At 59.8% G+C, this 17,699-nt stretch carries 18 protein-coding genes and 1 tRNA gene; 12 read left to right on the top strand and 7 right to left on the bottom strand.

Annotated elements, in window-relative coordinates; genetic code table 11:
* Positions 1 to 82 precede the first annotated feature (82 nt).
* Both ACM6G4_RS16120 and ACM6G4_RS16125 read left to right on the top strand, forming a co-directional pair.
* Positions 83 to 643, top strand: coding sequence for a YbhB/YbcL family Raf kinase inhibitor-like protein (locus ACM6G4_RS16120; RefSeq protein ID WP_414914089.1), 561 nt, complete (start codon positions 83 to 85; stop codon positions 641 to 643).
* A gap of 56 nt (positions 644 to 699) precedes the next feature.
* Positions 700 to 969, top strand: coding sequence for a hypothetical protein (locus ACM6G4_RS16125; RefSeq protein WP_414914090.1), 270 nt, complete (start codon positions 700 to 702; stop codon positions 967 to 969).
* A 76-nt stretch (positions 970 to 1,045) separates the two neighbouring features.
* Here ACM6G4_RS16125 and ACM6G4_RS16130 read toward each other — a convergent pair whose 3' ends face one another.
* The 4 genes from ACM6G4_RS16130 to ACM6G4_RS16145 all read right to left on the bottom strand — a co-directional run bounded on the left by ACM6G4_RS16130 (position 1,046) and on the right by ACM6G4_RS16145 (position 2,883).
* Positions 1,046 to 1,375: a hypothetical protein gene (locus ACM6G4_RS16130; RefSeq protein WP_056726975.1), complete on the bottom strand. Its 330-nt coding sequence runs from the start codon at positions 1,373 to 1,375 to the stop codon at positions 1,046 to 1,048.
* A gap of 62 nt (positions 1,376 to 1,437) precedes the next feature.
* A complete protein-coding gene (locus ACM6G4_RS16135; RefSeq protein ID WP_414914091.1) occupies positions 1,438 to 1,968 on the bottom strand; it encodes a DUF5384 family protein in 531 nt (176 codons plus the stop codon).
* Between the two features lie 11 nt (positions 1,969 to 1,979).
* On the bottom strand, positions 1,980 to 2,489 hold the full coding sequence (locus ACM6G4_RS16140; protein WP_056726973.1) for a hypothetical protein: 510 nt from the start codon (positions 2,487 to 2,489) through the stop codon (positions 1,980 to 1,982).
* Between the two features lie 317 nt (positions 2,490 to 2,806).
* Positions 2,807 to 2,883 (bottom strand) — tRNA-Arg (locus ACM6G4_RS16145).
* 349 nt (positions 2,884 to 3,232) lie between these two features.
* Here ACM6G4_RS16145 and gabD point away from each other — a divergent pair.
* The 3 genes from gabD to ACM6G4_RS16160 all read left to right on the top strand — a co-directional run bounded on the left by gabD (position 3,233) and on the right by ACM6G4_RS16160 (position 7,499).
* A complete protein-coding gene (gene gabD / locus ACM6G4_RS16150) occupies positions 3,233 to 4,675 on the top strand; it encodes an NADP-dependent succinate-semialdehyde dehydrogenase (RefSeq protein WP_056726972.1) in 1,443 nt (480 codons plus the stop codon).
* 196 nt (positions 4,676 to 4,871) lie between these two features.
* Positions 4,872 to 6,149, top strand: coding sequence for a 4-aminobutyrate--2-oxoglutarate transaminase (gene gabT / locus ACM6G4_RS16155; RefSeq protein ID WP_007994487.1), 1,278 nt, complete (start codon positions 4,872 to 4,874; stop codon positions 6,147 to 6,149).
* Positions 6,150 to 6,284: 135 nt separating this feature from the next.
* A complete protein-coding gene (locus ACM6G4_RS16160) occupies positions 6,285 to 7,499 on the top strand; it encodes a response regulator (RefSeq protein ID WP_056726971.1) in 1,215 nt (404 codons plus the stop codon).
* 42 nt (positions 7,500 to 7,541) lie between these two features.
* On the opposite strand, the gene ACM6G4_RS16165 is transcribed toward ACM6G4_RS16160, so the two are convergent.
* Complete coding sequence (locus ACM6G4_RS16165) at positions 7,542 to 8,531, bottom strand: GGDEF domain-containing protein (protein WP_414914092.1); 990 nt, start codon at positions 8,529 to 8,531, stop codon at positions 7,542 to 7,544.
* A gap of 218 nt (positions 8,532 to 8,749) precedes the next feature.
* Positions 8,750 to 9,934 (bottom strand): delta-9 fatty acid desaturase DesA, encoded by a 1,185-nt coding sequence (gene desA / locus ACM6G4_RS16170; protein WP_056726969.1) that lies wholly within the window; start codon positions 9,932 to 9,934, stop codon positions 8,750 to 8,752.
* A gap of 146 nt (positions 9,935 to 10,080) precedes the next feature.
* Between desA and dibA the strand changes: the two genes are divergently transcribed.
* The 6 genes from dibA to ACM6G4_RS16200 all read left to right on the top strand — a co-directional run bounded on the left by dibA (position 10,081) and on the right by ACM6G4_RS16200 (position 16,306).
* The gene (gene dibA / locus ACM6G4_RS16175; RefSeq protein WP_414914093.1) at positions 10,081 to 12,000 is read left to right on the top strand and encodes a phosphodiesterase DibA; all 1,920 of its coding nucleotides are present in this window, start codon (positions 10,081 to 10,083) and stop codon (positions 11,998 to 12,000) included.
* Between the two features lie 203 nt (positions 12,001 to 12,203).
* Positions 12,204 to 12,386: a sulfur starvation response protein OscA gene (gene oscA / locus ACM6G4_RS16180; RefSeq protein WP_056726967.1), complete on the top strand. Its 183-nt coding sequence runs from the start codon at positions 12,204 to 12,206 to the stop codon at positions 12,384 to 12,386.
* A 143-nt stretch (positions 12,387 to 12,529) separates the two neighbouring features.
* Positions 12,530 to 13,543, top strand: a complete 1,014-nt coding sequence (locus ACM6G4_RS16185; protein WP_056726966.1) for a sulfate ABC transporter substrate-binding protein — start codon at positions 12,530 to 12,532, stop codon at positions 13,541 to 13,543.
* 69 nt (positions 13,544 to 13,612) lie between these two features.
* Positions 13,613 to 14,431, top strand: a complete 819-nt coding sequence (gene cysT / locus ACM6G4_RS16190; protein ID WP_007972956.1) for a sulfate ABC transporter permease subunit CysT — start codon at positions 13,613 to 13,615, stop codon at positions 14,429 to 14,431.
* A gap of 12 nt (positions 14,432 to 14,443) precedes the next feature.
* Positions 14,444 to 15,313: a sulfate ABC transporter permease subunit CysW gene (cysW, locus tag ACM6G4_RS16195; protein ID WP_007972954.1), complete on the top strand. Its 870-nt coding sequence runs from the start codon at positions 14,444 to 14,446 to the stop codon at positions 15,311 to 15,313.
* 3 nt (positions 15,314 to 15,316) lie between these two features.
* Positions 15,317 to 16,306, top strand: a complete 990-nt coding sequence (locus tag ACM6G4_RS16200; RefSeq protein ID WP_056726965.1) for a sulfate/molybdate ABC transporter ATP-binding protein — start codon at positions 15,317 to 15,319, stop codon at positions 16,304 to 16,306.
* An 89-nt stretch (positions 16,307 to 16,395) separates the two neighbouring features.
* Here the strand turns inward: ACM6G4_RS16200 and ACM6G4_RS16205 are convergent, their stop codons facing one another.
* Entirely contained in the window at positions 16,396 to 16,920 is a 525-nt protein-coding gene (locus tag ACM6G4_RS16205; RefSeq protein ID WP_414914094.1) for a DUF962 domain-containing protein, read from the bottom strand.
* Positions 16,921 to 17,003: 83 nt separating this feature from the next.
* Between ACM6G4_RS16205 and ACM6G4_RS16210 the strand changes: the two genes are divergently transcribed.
* Positions 17,004 to 17,690, top strand: coding sequence for a Crp/Fnr family transcriptional regulator (locus ACM6G4_RS16210; RefSeq protein WP_056726963.1), 687 nt, complete (start codon positions 17,004 to 17,006; stop codon positions 17,688 to 17,690).
* Positions 17,691 to 17,699: the final 9 nt, after the last annotated feature.

Consider the following 17,699-nt stretch of genomic DNA (forward strand, 5'->3'; position numbering starts at 1 on the left):
CCAATTGCCCCTGCCACGGCGTGAACGGTCCGGCTATAGTTTGCACGCCGACGACGGCCCAACACGCACAAGGTGCTCCGGTATGCCCCGATTGACCTCAATGAACCCTTGGCTCGCGGCCTTGGCAGTCGCCCTTTGTGTGCAGTTTCCGGTGCAGGCCCAGGAGCGCTTCACCCTGAACATTCCCGGCGTCTCCGATGACCGCCTGTTCACGTCGGCCGCCGCCAGCGACTCCGCGGGTTGTGGCGGACATAATATTTCTCCGGCCTTGAACTGGAACGCCGGCCCGGCAGCCACCCAAAGCTACGCCATCGTCATGCACGACCCAGACGGCCAGAAAGGCCAGGGCGTCGATAACTGGGTGCACTACGGCATCAAGGCCGGCACCCACCAGATCCCGGCCGGCGCCGGGAGCAAACCCGGCCTCGAGGGCGTCGGCGGTACCAACAGCAAGGCAACCACCGGCTACATCGGCCCTTGCCCGCCCGTTGGCGACAGTGCGCACCACTACATCATCCAGATCTACGCCCTGGACCTGCCCCCGGACGCCTTGCCCGCCGGCCTGACCCGTGCGCAGTTGCTGGAAAAAATCCAAGGCCATGTCCTGAAAAACAGCAGCGTGGTGCGGCGCTATCACCGCTGAAGGCTGATCGCCCCAGCGGATTTGCAGACAACTGAAGTGCGCGGCATTCCGGGGATTTGGCATCCACCCCCGAAAGCGCGCACTATCAGGCTATAGCCGATGCGTTGGAGGATGCCGTGGCAAAAAAAATCGACCGCATCGCCCAAATGCTCAGCTGCCCACAAAAGGGCGAGGAACTGCGGCGAGCGATTACCGAGAGTCGCAAGGATTTTCTGCTGAACCAGCCGGAAGAAGACGTTGTTGAAGACGACGACCTCGAAGAGGAGCTTTTCGAGGACGACGAGGACGATGATGAGTACGACGAGTTCGACTGGACGACAGAATGAAAAAAACCGCCTCGGCGGTTTTTTTGTGGGTCCAGGCTAAAGCCCTGAGGGGCTGTATCTGGCGTACTTGATAGTGTCAGAGCCCATTGGGGAGAAACTTGGTTGCGCCGCTGACATCGTCGATTTTCTTGATGCGAAAGGCTTTCAGGCATGTTTCGTCGCGGGTGTTGGCGTCAGAGCAAAATTGCTTGATGAAGTCGGCAAAAACCATTTCTTGGCCATTAACGGTGAGGACGCGCTTGTAATATTCACCATTGATACCTTGGGCTTGACGACTGGTCGTCATCTCCTGGTCCACCACCAGGCGTCCGTGAAGGTCGACAGCTGGAACCTGGACTTTGGGGTCTTCTTTGGAGCAGGCGCTCAGCAGTAGTCCCGCGGCAATCAGCGTACATAAACGCAGCATATGAATTCATCTCTGATAACGGATGCCCCGGACCAGAGTCCGGGGGACGATCGATAGGAAGATTACTCGCCGAACAAGCGGCCGGAGCGGTTGACGTCAGCCTTGCCGGTATCTTCCAGCAGAGACTTGGCACCGGAGGTCACATTGCGTGCCGAGTCGGCTTCAGACTGGATCACATCGGTGCGTGCCGCGCTGTCACGCAACTCCGCATCGATGTAGTCGTTGGCGCGTGCGGTGCGCGCGCGCTTTGCCTGTAGTGCCAGGCGGCGCTCTTCCAGCTCCAGTGCGCGCAACTCGTCTTCGAAGCCTTCTTCACGGGTTTGCACACGCTTGTGTTCAAGTTCTTGTGTTTTGCGCTGCTCAAGAGCCCTTTGCTGCGCAGCTTGCTGTGCCACTGCCCGTTGCCGACGATCAGCAGCGCTACGGGCCTCCTCGCGTGACCGCTCGGCTGCCGCCTGGCGGATGCGTTCGGCCTCGGCGGCCGCTTCAGCCTGTTTGGTTTGCTGTTCGATTTGATACAGATTGTCGAATTGGCCCGCCAATGTCGGCATGGCGAGCAGTGCGAGGACCGAGCCCAAAACAATATGTTTCATGTCCGACCCCCTTAGCTTTTCTTGGGTTCTGGACAGGTCGCATTCGGCTGAATGCGTGTTTCGTTGGAGATCGTCATCACCATCAGGGATATTTCGCCAACCTTGAACTCACAAGGGCGACCCACCTGGGCAGAAGTGAAGATCTTGCCGCTTTCGGAATAACCAATCAGCACGCCCGGTACCAGGGTGGTGTCATTGACCATCGAGCCCGCCATGGCGCCTGCAGCGCCACCGGCTACACCGCCGACAATGGCCGTGTCAGTGTTTTTAGTGTTGCCCAGTGCGGCACCACCGATCAGACCCAGTACCCCGCCCGCCATCATGGCTGCTTTTTTGTTCTTTTCGTTGCTGACTTTAATCTTGCTCGGCGAAATCGTAAGGATTTTGACGGTTTTAGCTTCCTGCTGAGTGTTTACCTGACTGGCGTCGAATACATCTGCCTGATACTCCTCACCGCTCGTTTGGCAACCAGCAAGAACGGCAGCAATCGAAAGCACCAGGCAGCGTTTTAACATCATCATTTCTAATATCTCTATGAGCGTAAGAAATCCCGAGCGGGACAATCCATTGTGATTTGAGGCAATGTGCCATCATTTTAATCAAACTCAAGAAGATAAGGCCAAGGAAACTTTGGAGAGGATGTGGATCAGGGGCCTCAGGCAGCAGTGGGATAGCGCGTCGTCATGCGCAAATTTCGGGTGGCAGTTTCAACGCCCGCAGCAGGCTGCCGATGCCGTTCGCCGAAGAAGCCAGAAGGTGTAAACCTTATTCAGGACGAAATAGCACCCACAAAAAAGCCCCAGGCCCATAAGGCCTGAGGCTTTCTCGTTACAACGTATGGTGCACCAGGCGGGATTCGAACCCACGACCCCTGCCTTCGGAGGGCAGTACTCTATCCAGCTGAGCTACTGGTGCAGCGGGCGCCATGATACGCATATGCACTGCGGGCGTCCATGCTGCTGAATCGCCTGCGTTTTCTCAAAGCGGTAACGCGCGTTTGCTACGTTGATCAGAAAAAATAGGCAAAAGCGTCGTTTTCGTTCTTTTTTTCGAACAGGCTATTGTCCTTTACCCCCTTTGATCCTAGGATTCGTTTGAGATTTCAAACGCTCTTGTCTGGGTGCTGAACCGCACGATTTGAATCAGTGCGCTATTTATGTGCTTCAGCCCGGTGAATGATTTCCCTGACGGCAGCCTATCGAGGCGCCTTTCTACAATCATAATTTGCTCCGCATTCGTTGCGGTGCTGTTAAGGAAAGCCGACATGCAGCTTAAAGACACCCAGTTGTTCCGCCAGCAAGCCTTCATCGATGGCGCGTGGGTCGATGCGGACAATGGTCAGACGATCAAGGTCAACAACCCGGCAACGGGCGAAATTCTGGGCACCGTGCCGAAAATGGGCGCTGCCGAAACCCGCCGTGCGATCGAAGCCGCTGACAAAGCGCTGCCGGCCTGGCGTGCACTGACCGCCAAAGAGCGTGCGACCAAGCTGCGTCGCTGGTATGAGCTGATCATCGAGAACCAGGACGACCTGGCTCGCCTGATGACTCTGGAGCAAGGCAAGCCATTGGCCGAAGCCAAGGGCGAAATCGTTTACGCCGCTTCCTTCATTGAGTGGTTCGCCGAAGAAGCCAAGCGCATCTACGGTGACGTGATTCCGGGCCACCAGCCAGACAAGCGCTTGATCGTGATCAAGCAGCCAATCGGCGTGACCGCTGCAATCACCCCGTGGAACTTCCCGGCTGCAATGATCACCCGTAAAGCCGGCCCGGCCCTGGCCGCCGGTTGCACCATGGTGCTCAAGCCTGCTTCGCAAACTCCGTTTTCCGCCTTCGCCCTGGCCGAACTGGCCCAGCGTGCCGGCATCCCGGCTGGCGTGTTCAGCGTTGTTTCCGGCAGCGCCGGCGACATCGGCAGCGAGCTGACCAGCAACCCGATCGTGCGCAAGCTGTCCTTCACCGGTTCGACCGAAATCGGTCGTCAACTGATGTCGGAATGCGCCAAGGACATCAAGAAAGTGTCCCTGGAGCTGGGCGGCAACGCGCCGTTCATCGTGTTCGACGACGCGGACCTGGATAAGGCCGTCGAAGGCGCGATCATTTCCAAGTATCGCAACAACGGTCAGACCTGCGTCTGCGCCAACCGCCTGTACATTCAGGATTCGGTCTACGACGCGTTCGCCGAGAAGCTGAAAGTGGCTGTGGCCAAGCTCAAGATCGGTAACGGTCTGGAAGACGGCACCACCACTGGCCCGCTGATCGACGAAAAAGCCGTGGCCAAGGTGCAAGAGCACATCGCTGACGCCATTTCCAAAGGCGCCACCGTGTTGTCCGGCGGCAAGCCGATGGAAGGCAACTTCTTCGAGCCGACCATCCTGACCAACGTGCCGAACAACGCTGCCGTGGCCAAGGAAGAAACCTTCGGTCCATTGGCTCCACTGTTCCGTTTCAAAGACGAAGCCGACGTGATCGCGATGTCCAACGACACCGAGTTCGGTCTGGCCTCGTACTTCTATGCCCGCGACCTGGGTCGTGTGTTCCGTGTGGCTGAAGCCCTGGAATACGGCATGGTTGGCGTCAACACCGGGTTGATCTCCAACGAAGTCGCGCCGTTCGGCGGCATCAAGGCCTCGGGCCTGGGCCGTGAAGGCTCCAAGTACGGCATCGAAGATTACCTGGAAATCAAATACCTCTGCCTGGGCATCTAAGCTCGAAGGTATAAGCCAAGAAGGTATTGCTTGAAACGCAAAGGGCACGAGAGCGCTGTTCCTTTGCGTGCGTAAAACCGGAATTTTCTCTGTGACCGGGAACGCCGTGGCAGTCGATCATCGCATGCTGCCGCCGTTGCTCCCCGTCGCTTTATCCTTGAACCACGCCGCCCGATGAGCGGTGAATGAGGAATGTATGAGCAAGACTAACGCTTCTTTGATGGCCCGCCGTACCGCTGCTGTTCCACGTGGTGTTGGCCAGATTCACCCGATCTTCGCCGATTCCGCGAAGAACGCGACCGTAACCGACGTTGAAGGTCGTGAGTTCATCGACTTCGCCGGCGGTATCGCCGTGCTGAACACCGGCCACGTGCACCCGAAAGTCATCGCCGCCGTGACTGAGCAGCTGAACAAGCTGACCCACACCTGCTTCCAGGTTCTGGCCTACGAGCCGTATGTGGAAGTGTGCGAAAAAATCAACGCCAAGGTCCCAGGTGATTTCGACAAGAAAACCCTGCTGGTGACCACCGGCTCCGAAGCCGTGGAAAACTCCATCAAGATCGCCCGTGCCGCCACTGGCCGTGCCGGCGTGATCGCCTTCACCGGCGCTTACCACGGTCGCACCATGATGACCCTGGGCCTGACCGGTAAAGTCGTGCCTTACTCGGCCGGCATGGGCCTGATGCCAGGCGGCATCTTCCGCGCGCTGTACCCGAACGAACTGCACGGTGTGAGCATCGACGATTCGATCGCTTCCATCGAACGCATCTTCAAGAACGACGCCGAGCCGAAAGACATCGCCGCGATCATCATCGAGCCGGTTCAGGGCGAAGGCGGTTTCTACGTCGCGCCTAAAGAGTTCATGAAGCGTCTGCGTGCCCTGTGCGACCAGCACGGCATCCTGCTGATCGCTGACGAAGTACAGACCGGCGCTGGCCGTACCGGTACGTTCTTCGCCATGGAGCAGATGGGCGTTGCTGCCGACCTGACCACCTTCGCCAAATCCATCGCTGGCGGCTTCCCGCTGGCCGGTGTGTGCGGCAAGGCCGAATACATGGACGCCATCGCTCCAGGCGGCCTGGGCGGCACCTATGCCGGTAGCCCGATCGCTTGTGCCGCGGCCCTGGCCGTGATGGAAGTGTTCGAAGAAGAGCACCTGCTGGATCGTTGCAAGGCTGTTGGCGAGCGTCTGGTAACCGGCCTGAAGGCCATCCAGGCCAAGTACCCGGTGATCGGTGAAGTCCGTGCCCTGGGCGCGATGATCGCTGTCGAGCTGTTCGAAAACGGCGACAGCCACAAGCCGAACGCTGCAGCCGTGGCGTCGGTTGTGGCCAAGGCTCGCGACAAGGGTCTGATCCTGCTGTCTTGCGGCACCTACGGCAACGTTCTGCGCGTCCTGGTACCGCTGACCTCGCCGGACGAGCAACTGGACAAAGGCCTGGCGATCATCGAAGAGTGCTTCTCCGAGCTCTGATCCCCGGTGTGACCTGATCCACAAAAAACCCGCTTCGGCGGGTTTTTTCATGCCCCTGGAAACAGATCCCGCGCATTAGCGCTGTATCGAATGGCCAGCATTGGATAAGGTTCCTGCATTGCCAGGGAGAGCTGTATGACAACTGTCATTTTACCCGCCGTTCCAAGAGTCCTGATTGCCGAGGCCGACCCCTGGTCCCGGGATCTGCTCAAGGAAGTGTTATTGAATGTACGCTGCGATGCCCGGCTGGATCTGTGCGCCGATGGCCAGCAAGCGCTGGAGCTATTGGCCGCCCACCCCTATGACCTGGTGATCGCCGACTGGGAGTTGCCGGGCGTCGATGGCCTGAATGTCCTGCGCAATGTCCGTCAGCGCAAACGCAACCCGCCGCTGCCCTTCATCCTCATGAGCAGTCGCAACGACAGTGCCAGCGTGCGCGAGGCCTTGCCGCTGGTGCCGGCCGCGTACCTGACCAAGCCCCTGAATATGCAAAGCCTGACCCAACGGTTGCAGGGGTTGCTGCTGAACGCTGGCGAAGAAGTCTCGTGCGAAGTGCCGGCGCTGGCACCGGGCATGACGTTGTCGGTGTTTCTGGAGCGTCGCCGGGAATTGGCCGACGGCGCGCCGCTGATGACCGACGTGCAAGTGGCGGTCAAACGCAGCCTCAATCCCAACGGCCTCGACCTGACGGTGCTGGAAGACGAAATCCGCACCGATCCGCAGGTCACGGCCGTGCTGATCGCCGCTGCCAACAGCGCGGCCCAGCACCACGGCAGCGGTGTGCAAACCCTGTCCCAGGCGCTGCATCGCCTGGGCACCGGGCAGAGCATGAACCTGATTCTCGGCCTGGCGCTCAAGCGCAGTGCCCGGCTCAGCGATCCGCAATTGGCCGACTATGCCGAGCGCTACTGGGATCTATCGCTGCACACCGCCGAATACGCGCGAACCCTGGCGCGCCTGCTCGATCTGGATCAGGAGCGCTGTTATTGCGCCGGCATGTTGCATCGTCTCGGCGATCTGGCGTTGCTGCGCTGTTTGCAGGAATGGAAACAGGCCGGTGGCGAGCTGGACGAGCAGGAGGAAGTGGGTGAAGCGCTGGTTGAATTTGGCGCGGCCTATGGTTCGGCCTTGCGCACGCGCTGGCGCCTGCCGCTGGAGTTGCGGGAGCTGATTGCGGCGGCCTACCAGCTCGGTGGCGGGGTTTACTCCCGCGAGGCGCTGGTGATGAACATGGCGGCGCAGATGGCGCGCCTGACCGAGCATGAGGGCATTGAGGCGCTGGCGAAGAGCCGGACGGCGCGGTTGCTCAAGATCGGTTTGCCGGAGTTGATGCGTTTGCGCAGGAAATAAGGGCGAACGCGATTCCCTGTGGGAGCGGGCTGTGGTGACCTGTCAGGCAGTGACAATCCGGTTCTTGCCCTCGCGCTTGGCCCGGTACATCGCGGCATCCGCCCGGGAAAACAGGTTCTCCACGTTTTCGTCCGCGGCGCTCAGGCAGGTCAGGCCCTGGCTGACGGTGATGCCAAACGTCTGGCCTTCATGGGTGAAACGCATTCGCTGAATCTGCTGTTGCAAGCGTTCCGCCACTTGCAGGGCCATCTGCGGCGTACAGCCGGGAAACACCGCTGCGAACTCCTCACCGCCAATGCGCCCGAACAGGTCGCCACGGCGCAACGCCGCGCGGCCGCTATCGGCGATGCATTGCAACACGTTGTCGCCTTCCTGGTGACCGTAGGTGTCGTTGATGATTTTGAAGTCATCGATGTCCAGCATCAGGAACGACAGCGGTTGGCCCCGTTGCCGGGCGTGTGCGAATTCCTGGTGGGCGCATTCGAAGAAATGCCGGCGATTGCTGCTTTGGGTCAGGGCGTCGGTGGTTGCCAGGCGATGCAGTTCGCTTTCCATCCGCTTCTTGTCGGTGATGTCTTCGGCGATGCCGACGATGATCACGGGTTGCCCCGGTTCGGCCTGGCGGTTGACGTAGCATTTGTCGCTGAGCCAGCGTACCTGGCCATCGGCGGCAATGATTCGATACTCGCGGTCTTCGACGGCGCCCTTGTCCAGCACCTCGGCCAGGCTGCGCTCGGCATAGTCCAGGTCGTCAGGGTAAATGCTGTCGCGCCAATGGTTGCAGTCGACCAACAGCCGATCAGCCGAACGGCCAAAGATCCGTTCATAGGCGGGGCTGACGTAAAGCACCTGGCGGGTTTCCCAATCGAAGGCCCACAGCACCGCGTTGACGCTCATCAGCAAGGTATTGAGCAACTGTTCGCGTTCGCTCAGGCGTGCGACTTCGCCTTGGGCATGCATCAGCGCTATCAGGGTCTGCGCGGCCTCGGGCCCATGTGACGGAGATGAGTCTTGCAGGTTTTTCTGGGCCATCGACACAAATCTCAAAGGGCATGCCGCGTGTTAGTTCGCGGCCAACACCAAACCCGCCGGGGATGGCGAAGTGTCTTTGAGATAGGGCTTTTCGGGTGAAGTTCCCACCCTTTGTCACGAGAGAGCTGGCTCCCGCCGGGCGGTACTGATGGCGCGATATTGCAGTCACGCCACATACCAATGTGGGAGCGGCGCACCGCCGCTCCCACAGGTTTTTTTCAGACAGCGGCAGGGCGCAGGGAGTAGGTCTTCAACTGATCGGCGAAGTCGCGCAGGGATTGAATCCCGCTGGCTTCGGCTTCGTGTACCCAGTCCTTGATGGCCGCCAGCATGTCGTGACCATTTGAGCTGGTCTTGACCCAGATCTGCTGCAGGGCCAGGCGTTTCTCGTAAATTACCTTCAGCGCCTGACTGTGCTCGAGCATGTTCTGGATGCGTACATGGTGTTTGTCATCCAGCAGGCTGGTCTCCCGCGAAAGCAGGCGCTTGGCCCGGTGGAACTGGTGGCGTACCGAGTGATCGACCTTTTCCAGCTCTTGCTTGACCAGCGGGCCGATCACCAATTTGCGGTACTGGGCCATGATCTGGAAGCGGTTGTTGAGGATCGCCATGGCGGTGTCCATGTCCAGGTTGCCCTTGCCTTCGACGCGATGGGCAATCGGCGCAACCCGTTGAACCTTGGCCAGGCGCAGGAAGCTGAAGACTTTAATCCACGCCCAGCCCAGGTCGAATTCCCACTTCTTCACCGACAATTTTGCCGAGTTAGGGTAGGTGTGATGGTTGTTATGCAGTTCTTCGCCGCCAATCAGGATGCCCCAAGGCACCAGGTTGGTCGCCGCATCGCGGCATTCGAAGTTGCGGTAGCCGATGGCATGGCCCAGGCCATTGACCACGCCGGCGGCCCACACCGGGATCCACATCATCTGGATGGCCCAGATGGTGATGCCGATGGTGCCGAACAGCAGCAGGTCGATAACACCCATGATCGCGATGCCCAGCAGCGGGTATCGGCTGTAGAGGTTGCGCTCGATCCAGTCTTCGGGGCAGTTCTTGCCGTAGATGCGCAGGGTCTCGGGGTTTTCCGCTTCGGCGCGGTACAACTCGGCGCCTTTGCGCAGCACCGTGGACAAACCCTTGATGACCGGGCTGTGCGGGTCATCGACGGTTTCGCATTTGGCGTGATGCTTGCGGTGGATGGCGGTCCACTCGCGGGTGTTCTGCGCCGTGGTCAGCCACAGCCAGAAACGGAAGAAATGCTTGAGCCCCCCATTCAGCTCCAGGGAGCGATGGGCGGAGTAACGATGCAGATAGACCGTGACGGCGATGATCGTGACGTGGGTCATCAGCAGGGTGACTGCTACCAGCGACCAGGGCGACAAGCCAAGAAAACCTTCGTACCACATAGGCTGTAGGGCCCTCGATAAAGAAAAAACAGCCGTTGCATTATCACTAAGCCCACACAGAAAACCAGTCGCCCTTTCAGATAAGAGTGGCTGGATGTGTCTTTCAACTATAATTCCAAACTTTTTGTAGGGACATGGATTGCCGGATGTCTGCCACCTATCGCGATGCCTTGCGCGCAGCGCTGCTCTATCTGTTGCTTTCTGTGGTTTGGCTGCAGATCAGTGGCTATTTATTAAACAGTTTCTTCGATAGCTCTGCCGAGCGACTGCGATGGCAACTGATCAACGGTTATGTCTGGGTGCTGTTCAGCGCCGGGTTGATCTTCATTGCCCGGGCGCGGCTGCTGCGGTGTCTGGGTATCGGCGCCAAACTGCGTGAGCGCGATGCCGACCGCATGCGCTTGCGCCAGGCGGCGGCCGTGTTCGACTGCACCCGCGAAGGCGTGCTGGTTACCAATCGGGAAGGCCTGATCATCCATGTAAACCGGGCGTTCATGGAAATCACCGGTTACGGGTGTGAGGACGTGCTGGGACAGCGGCCCAACCTGTTCAAGTCCGGGCGACATTCCCCTGAGTTCTATCAGGTGATGTTTGCCTCGCTCGCCAGTGTCGGGGAGTGGAGTGGGGAAATCTGGAACCGGCGTAAAAGCGGCGAAATTTACCCGCAATGGCAAACGATCCGCCTGATCCATGACGATTTCGGCCGGCCGAGCGAATATGTGGCGGTGTTTTCCGACATCAGTGCAATCAAGAACTCCGAACACGAACTGATGCGCCTGGCGCACCACGATCCGCTGACCGACCTGCCGAACCGCCTGCTGTTCACCGACCGCGCCGAACAGGCCCTGGCCTCGGCACAGGTGCACAAGCGTGGCTGCGCGCTGCTGATGATCGATCTCGATCACTTCAAGATGATCAACGACAGCCTCGGGCACACCATTGGCGACCAGTTGCTCAAGGCTGTGGCCGAGCGCCTGGACGCCATGTTCGGTCCGGGCATCACCTTGGCCAGGCTGGGCGGAGATGAGTTCGCCATACTTGCCGAAAGCTGTCCGCAACTGGTTCAGGCCGCTGCGTTGGCCCAGCGGATCATCGATGGTCTTAAAGAGCCGTTTCTTATTGATGGGCACCAACTGTCCATCAACACCAGCATCGGCATCAGCCTGTTCCCCAGCGATGCCTTGAGTGTCGAGCAACTGCTGCGCAATGCCGACTCTGCACTGTTCAAGGCCAAGAGCACGGGGCGCAATGATTATGCCCTGTACACCGAAGAGCTGACGGCCCATGCCCAGCAACGGGTGGAGATCGCCTTCGAGTTGCGCCGAGCCCTGGAACGGCAAGAGCTGCGGGTCCATTACCAGCCGGTTCACGACCTCAAGACCAGCCGCCTGGTTGGCGTCGAGGCGCTGGTGCGTTGGCAGCACCCGCAGCGGGGCCTGGTGTCGCCGGCGGAATTCATTCCGGTCGCCGAACGAACCGGTCTGATTGCTGAAATCGATGCCTGGGTCATGGCGCAGGCGTGCCGGCAGATGTGCCAGTGGCAGCAGGGCGGGGTGGTGCTGTCATTCGTCGCGGTCAACGTTTCTTCGCGCCTGTTCGCCCGCCGTGAGCTGTATCGGCAGGTGGCGCAGGTCTTGCGTGAAACCGGGCTGGAACCGGCGTTTCTGGAGCTGGAAGTTACCGAAAGCGCGGTGATGGAGGACCCGGAGGTCGCGCTGGAGCAGATGCATCGCCTGCGCGAACTGGGCGTGCGCCTGGCCATCGACGACTTTGGCACCGGTTATTCATCGCTGCTGCGACTCAAGCGTCTGCCGGTACAAAAGTTGAAAATCGACCAAGGCTTCGTCGCCGGATTGCCGTGGGATGAGGATGATGCAGCGATTTCGCGGGTGATCATTGCCCTGGCCCAGAGCATGGGCATGCAGGTGCATGCCGAGGGGATCGAGCAGGTCGAACAGGCAGCTTTCCTCCTCGAGCAGGGGTGTGATCTGGGTCAGGGTTACTGGTTCGGGCGGCCGGTGTCGGCGGCGCAGCTCGATTGGATGCATGCGCCGGTGATCGGATAGGCGCAAACCCTGTGGGAGGTTTTTTGGTGTGTCTGAAAAGGGGTGATTCACCTCAAGCCCTTGTCCCTTCAGTTAATCTCTTCTGGTTATATAAACATTCTTAAATAGTCTTTTTAAGAATATCTACACCTCTCTAGTATTGCTCTCAAGCCGCAAGCAGTGCCGACACTGCGAGGCAACCTCTCAGTTGAAGGAGCAGCAATATGAGCGCATCCCTGCGTAGCGTCGACGGTCAAGACGAAGCCACCATCCTGCGTGAAATCCAGAGTGCCCTGCGCGATCTGCGCTTTGGTGCCGTGGAAATCACCGTGCACAACGCCCAGGTGGTGCAGATCGAGCGCAAAGAAAAATTCCGTTTGCAGCAGCCGGGCAACAAGTCGGGCTGAAGGGGATCGCAGCCTGCGGCAGCTCCTACAGAAGCACGCAATCACCTGTAGGAGCTGCCGAAGGCTGCGATCTTTGAACCGGCAACGCGATTCCAGAAATCCATAAAAAAGCCAACAAACCAAGAATTCCAGGAGCTTTCACCATGTCGTCGATTCGTCATTTCGCTTTGGCCGCCCTGGCCAGCGCCCTTTTTGCCGGTTCCGCCGTTGCCAAGGACTACGAGTTGCTCAACGTGTCGTACGACCCGACCCGCGAGCTGTACCAGGACTACAACGCCGAGTTCATCAAGTTCTGGCAGAAGGATCATGCGGGCGACACCGTGAAGGTCCAGCAATCCCACGGCGGTTCGGGCAAGCAAGGCCGTGCGGTGATCGATGGCCTGCGTGCCGACGTCGTGACCCTGGCCCTGGCCGGTGATATCGACGAAATCGCCAAGCTCGGCAAAACCCTGCCGGCCGACTGGCAAAAACGCCTGCCGGACGCAAGCACGCCCTACACCTCGACCATCGTGTTCCTGGTGCGCAAGGGCAACCCTAAAGGCATCAAGGACTGGGGCGACCTGGTCAAGAATGACGTCTCGGTGATCACGCCGAACCCGAAAACCTCCGGCGGTGCACGCTGGAACTTCCTCGCGGCCTGGGCCTATGGCTTGAAAGCCAATGGCGGCGACGAAGCCAAGGCCAAGGAATACGTACAAACCCTGTTCAAGCACGTGCCAGTGCTGGATACCGGCGCTCGCGGCTCGACCATTACCTTCGTCAACAACGGTCAGGGTGATGTATTGCTGGCCTGGGAAAACGAAGCCTTCCTGGCCCTGAAAGAAGAGGGCGGCGCCGACAAGTTCGACATCGTCGTGCCTTCGCTGTCGATTCTCGCCGAGCCACCGGTGGCGGTGGTCGACAAGAACGCCGAGAAAAAGGGCAACGAGCAGATCGCCGAAGCTTACCTCAAGCACCTGTACAGCCCGGCCGGCCAGGAAATCGCGGCGAAGAACTTCTATCGTCCACGTGACAAGGACGTGGCCGCCAAGTACGCCCAGCAGTTCCCGAAACTGGAACTGGTGAGCATCGACAAGGACTTCGGCGGCTGGAAAACCGCACAGCCGAAATTCTTCAATGACGGAGGCGTGTTCGACCAGATCTATCAGGCGCAGTAATCTTAAATAGCCATCAACGAGCCCCGGATTCACCTCCGGGGCTCAGTGCGTTCTCAACCAAGGACTTTTATGTCGCGTCGTATCTCCCCCGTCATACCCGGCTTCGGGCTGACGCTGGGCTACACCTTGGTGTACCTCAGCCTGATTGTGCTCATACCACTGGCGGCAATGTTCGTGCATGCCGCTCAACTCACCTGGGATCAGTTCTGGGCAATCATCTCGGCGCCACGGGTGCTGGCCGCGCTTAAGCTCAGCTTCGGCACCGCCCTGTGTGCCGCGATCATCAACGGCATCATCGGCACGCTGTTGGCCTGGGTATTAGTGCGCTATACCTTCCCTGGACGAAAAGTGATCGATGCAATGATCGACTTGCCGTTCGCATTGCCGACGGCGGTGGCCGGTATTGCACTGACAGCGTTGTACACCCCTACCGGTCTGGTGGGTCAGTTTGCAGCGGATCTGGGTTTCAAGATCGCCTACACCCCCCTGGGCATCACCCTTGCCCTCACTTTTGTGACACTTCCATTCGTAGTACGTACCGTACAGCCAGTATTGGCGGATATTCCCCGTGAAGTGGAAGAAGCGGCGGCGTGCCTGGGTGCAAAACCCTTGCAGGTCTTTCGCCATATCCTGCTGCCGGCACTGCTTCCGGCATGGCTCACCGGTTTCGCCTTGGCCTTTGCCCGCGGGGTCGGCGAATACGGTTCGGTGATTTTCATCGCCGGCAACATGCCGATGAAAACCGAGATTCTGCCGCTGCTGATCATGGTCAAGCTCGACCAATACGATTACACCGGCGCTACCTCCATTGGTGTACTGATGCTGGTGGTTTCCTTCGTCCTGTTGCTGCTGATCAACTTGTTGCAGCGGCGCATCGAAACCCCATAAGGAGGCGCACCCATGTCCCAATCGTCTATTGCTGCCGCTTCCTCGAACGCTGCCCGTCGTGGCAGTGCGACTTCGCGGCGAATCCTGATCGGCCTTGGCTGGCTGATTTTTGCGCTGTTCCTGTTGTTGCCGCTGTTCATCGTGGTGTCCCAGGGCCTGAAGCTCGGCCTCGGGGCGTTCTTCACTGCGATCTTCGAGCCGGACGCGCTGTCGGCACTGAAGCTCACGGTCATCGCCGTACTGATCTCCGTGCCGCTGAACCTGGTGTTTGGTGTCAGCGCCGCCTGGTGCGTGAGCAAGTACTCGTTCCGCGGCAAGAGCATGCTGGTGACTTTGATCGACCTGCCGTTCTCGGTGTCGCCGGTGATCGCCGGTCTGGTCTATGTGCTGATGTTCGGCGCCCAAGGCTTGTTTGGCCCATGGCTGCAGGACCACGACATCCAGATCGTCTTCGCCCTGCCGGGCATCGTGCTGGCGACGATCTTCGTTACCGTGCCGTTCGTGGCTCGTGAGCTGATCCCGCTGATGCAGGAGCAAGGCACCCAGGAAGAGGAGGCCGCGCGCCTGCTAGGGGCCAACGGCTGGCAGATGTTCTGGCACGTCACCGTGCCCAACATCAAATGGGGCCTGATCTACGGCGTGGTGTTGTGTACCGCGCGGGCCATGGGGGAATTCGGTGCGGTGTCGGTGGTTTCCGGGCACATTCGCGGGGTGACCAACACCCTGCCGTTGCACGTCGAGATCCTCTACAACGAATACAACCACGTGGCCGCGTTCGCCGTGGCGAGCCTGTTGCTGATCCTGGCGCTCTTCATCCTGCTGCTCAAGCAGTGGAGCGAAAACCGTATTAACCGCCTGCGCGCCAGCGCCGCGGAGGAATAATTCATGTCGATCGAAGTGCGTAACGTCAGCAAGAATTTCAACGCGTTCAAGGCGCTGGACAACATCAGCCTGGACATCCAGAGCGGTGAACTCGTCGCGTTGCTCGGCCCGTCGGGTTGCGGCAAGACCACACTGCTGCGGATCATCGCCGGCCTGGAAACCCCGGACCGGGGCAACATCGTGTTCCACGGTGAAGACGTTTCCGGCCACGACGTGCGTGATCGCAACGTCGGTTTCGTGTTCCAGCACTACGCCTTGTTCCGCCACATGACGGTGTTCGACAACGTCGCGTTCGGCCTGCGCATGAAGCCGAAAAACCAGCGCCCGAGCGAAAGCCAGATCGCAACCAAGGTTCACGAACTGCTGAACATGGTGCAACTGGACTGGTTGTCGGATCGCTACCCGGAGCAACTCTCCGGCGGTCAGCGCCAGCGCATTGCCCTGGCCCGAGCGCTGGCGGTGGAGCCGAAAGTGCTGCTGCTCGACGAGCCCTTCGGCGCTCTCGACGCCAAGGTTCGTAAAGAACTGCGCCGCTGGTTGGCGCGTTTGCACGAAGACATCAACCTGACTTCGGTGTTCGTGACCCATGACCAGGAAGAAGCGATGGAAGTCGCCGACCGTATCGTGGTGATGAACAAGGGTGTGATCGAGCAGATCGGTTCACCGGGTGACGTCTACGAAAACCCGGCCAGCGATTTCGTCTATCACTTCCTCGGTGACTCCAACCGTCTGCACCTGGGCGAAGACAAGCACGTGCTGTTCCGCCCGCACGAGGTGTCGCTGTCGCGCCATGAGCTGGAGGATCACCACGCGGCTGAAGTGCGCGATATCCGTCCGTTGGGCGCGACGACACGGGTGACGTTGAAGGTCGAGGGGCAGAGCGATCTGATCGAAGCCGAAGTGGTCAAGGATCACGACAGCCTGGTTGGTTTGGCAAAAGGCGAGACGTTGTTCTTCAAGCCGAAGGTCTGGCAGAAGGTCGCCAACATCTAAGGTCAAAAGATCGCAGCCTGCGGCAGCTCCTACAGTGGTACAGCTTTCCTCTGTAGGAGCTGCCGCAGGCTGCGATCCGTTAAAGCGGCCTAAGCCGCCGCATTTTTGCGATTGACCCGAACACCCCCCGCCCGCGCCTCAATCTGCTCTTTGAGCTCATGCCGCATCCCCAGCATGAAGGCCAGTTCAGCCACCACGAACAGCGGCCCGACAATCAACCCGGTCACGTCATCGACAAATGCCGGTTTGCGCCCTTCGTAGTGATGGCCGACAAACTGGATCGTCCAGCCGATCACGAACATCGCCACGCCGCTGCCCAGCCAGACCAGCGTGCTTTGCTGCGCCAGCGCATGGCCTGCCCACACCGACAGCCCGAGCAATACCGTCATCAACACGCCCAGGCGCAACTCCAGGCGCAGGTAAAACCATGCCGATGCCAGCGAAACGAGCACCGCCGGAGACAGCCACGCGCCGCCCATGGACCATTCCGGCCGAGACAGCAACACCGCGACGGCCACCACGATCAGCGGAATGCCGATAAAGTGCGAGGCGATGTTGCGCGGGTCACGGTGGTAGGCGGCGTATTGACTGAGGTGGTCGACGAGGCTTTTCATTGTTGTTCTCCTGTGGGGTGATTGATCATGCCCCGGGGTTACTTCCCGCTCTGTCAGCCAGGCGACAATCTCTAGGAGTTTTCATGGATATGCAGGTCTGGCGTCCACGCCTGATGAGCGGTCAGTGGTTCAGCCATTTGCCTGTTTCCCTACAGGATAGCCTGCTGTCGGCGGCCAGGCTGCGGCGCCTGTCGCCGGGCCAGCGGCTGTTCAAGCGTGGCGATCCGCCCTGTGGTCTGTACGCAGTGCTTGAAGGCGCGGTGCGCGTCGGTGCCGTGAGCGAGCAGGGCAAGGAAGCATTGCTGAGCCTGGTGGAGCCGCCGCACTGGTTCGGTGAAATCTGCCTGTTCGACGGTCAGCCGCGCACCCACGATGCCTGCGGCGTGGGCCAGTGCACGCTGCTGCACATCCCCCAGAACACCTTGCTGGCGCTGCTCGACGAGCATCCGCGGCACTGGCGGCAACTGGCATTGCTGATGAGTCAGAAATTACGCATGACCTTCATCAACCTCGAACAACTGAGCCTGTTGCCGGCCCCGGCCCGGCTGGCGCACCGCTTGCTGATGATCGCCGAAGGCTATGGCGAGACCGCCCCACCGCGCCGCGTCCTGCAACTGCCACAGGAGCAGCTTGCCGCCATGTTGTCGCTGTCGCGCCAGACCACCAACCAGATCCTCAAGGAGTTGCAGGGGCAGGGGATCATCGGGCTGAGTTACGGCGAAATTGAAATCCTTGATGCTGCCCGATTGCGGGAACTGGCCACGATCTGATGGCTGACA

The organism is Pseudomonas sp. IT-P258, assembly GCF_949767825.1.
In the GTDB taxonomy this organism is placed as follows: domain Bacteria; phylum Pseudomonadota; class Gammaproteobacteria; order Pseudomonadales; family Pseudomonadaceae; genus Aquipseudomonas; species Aquipseudomonas monachiensis.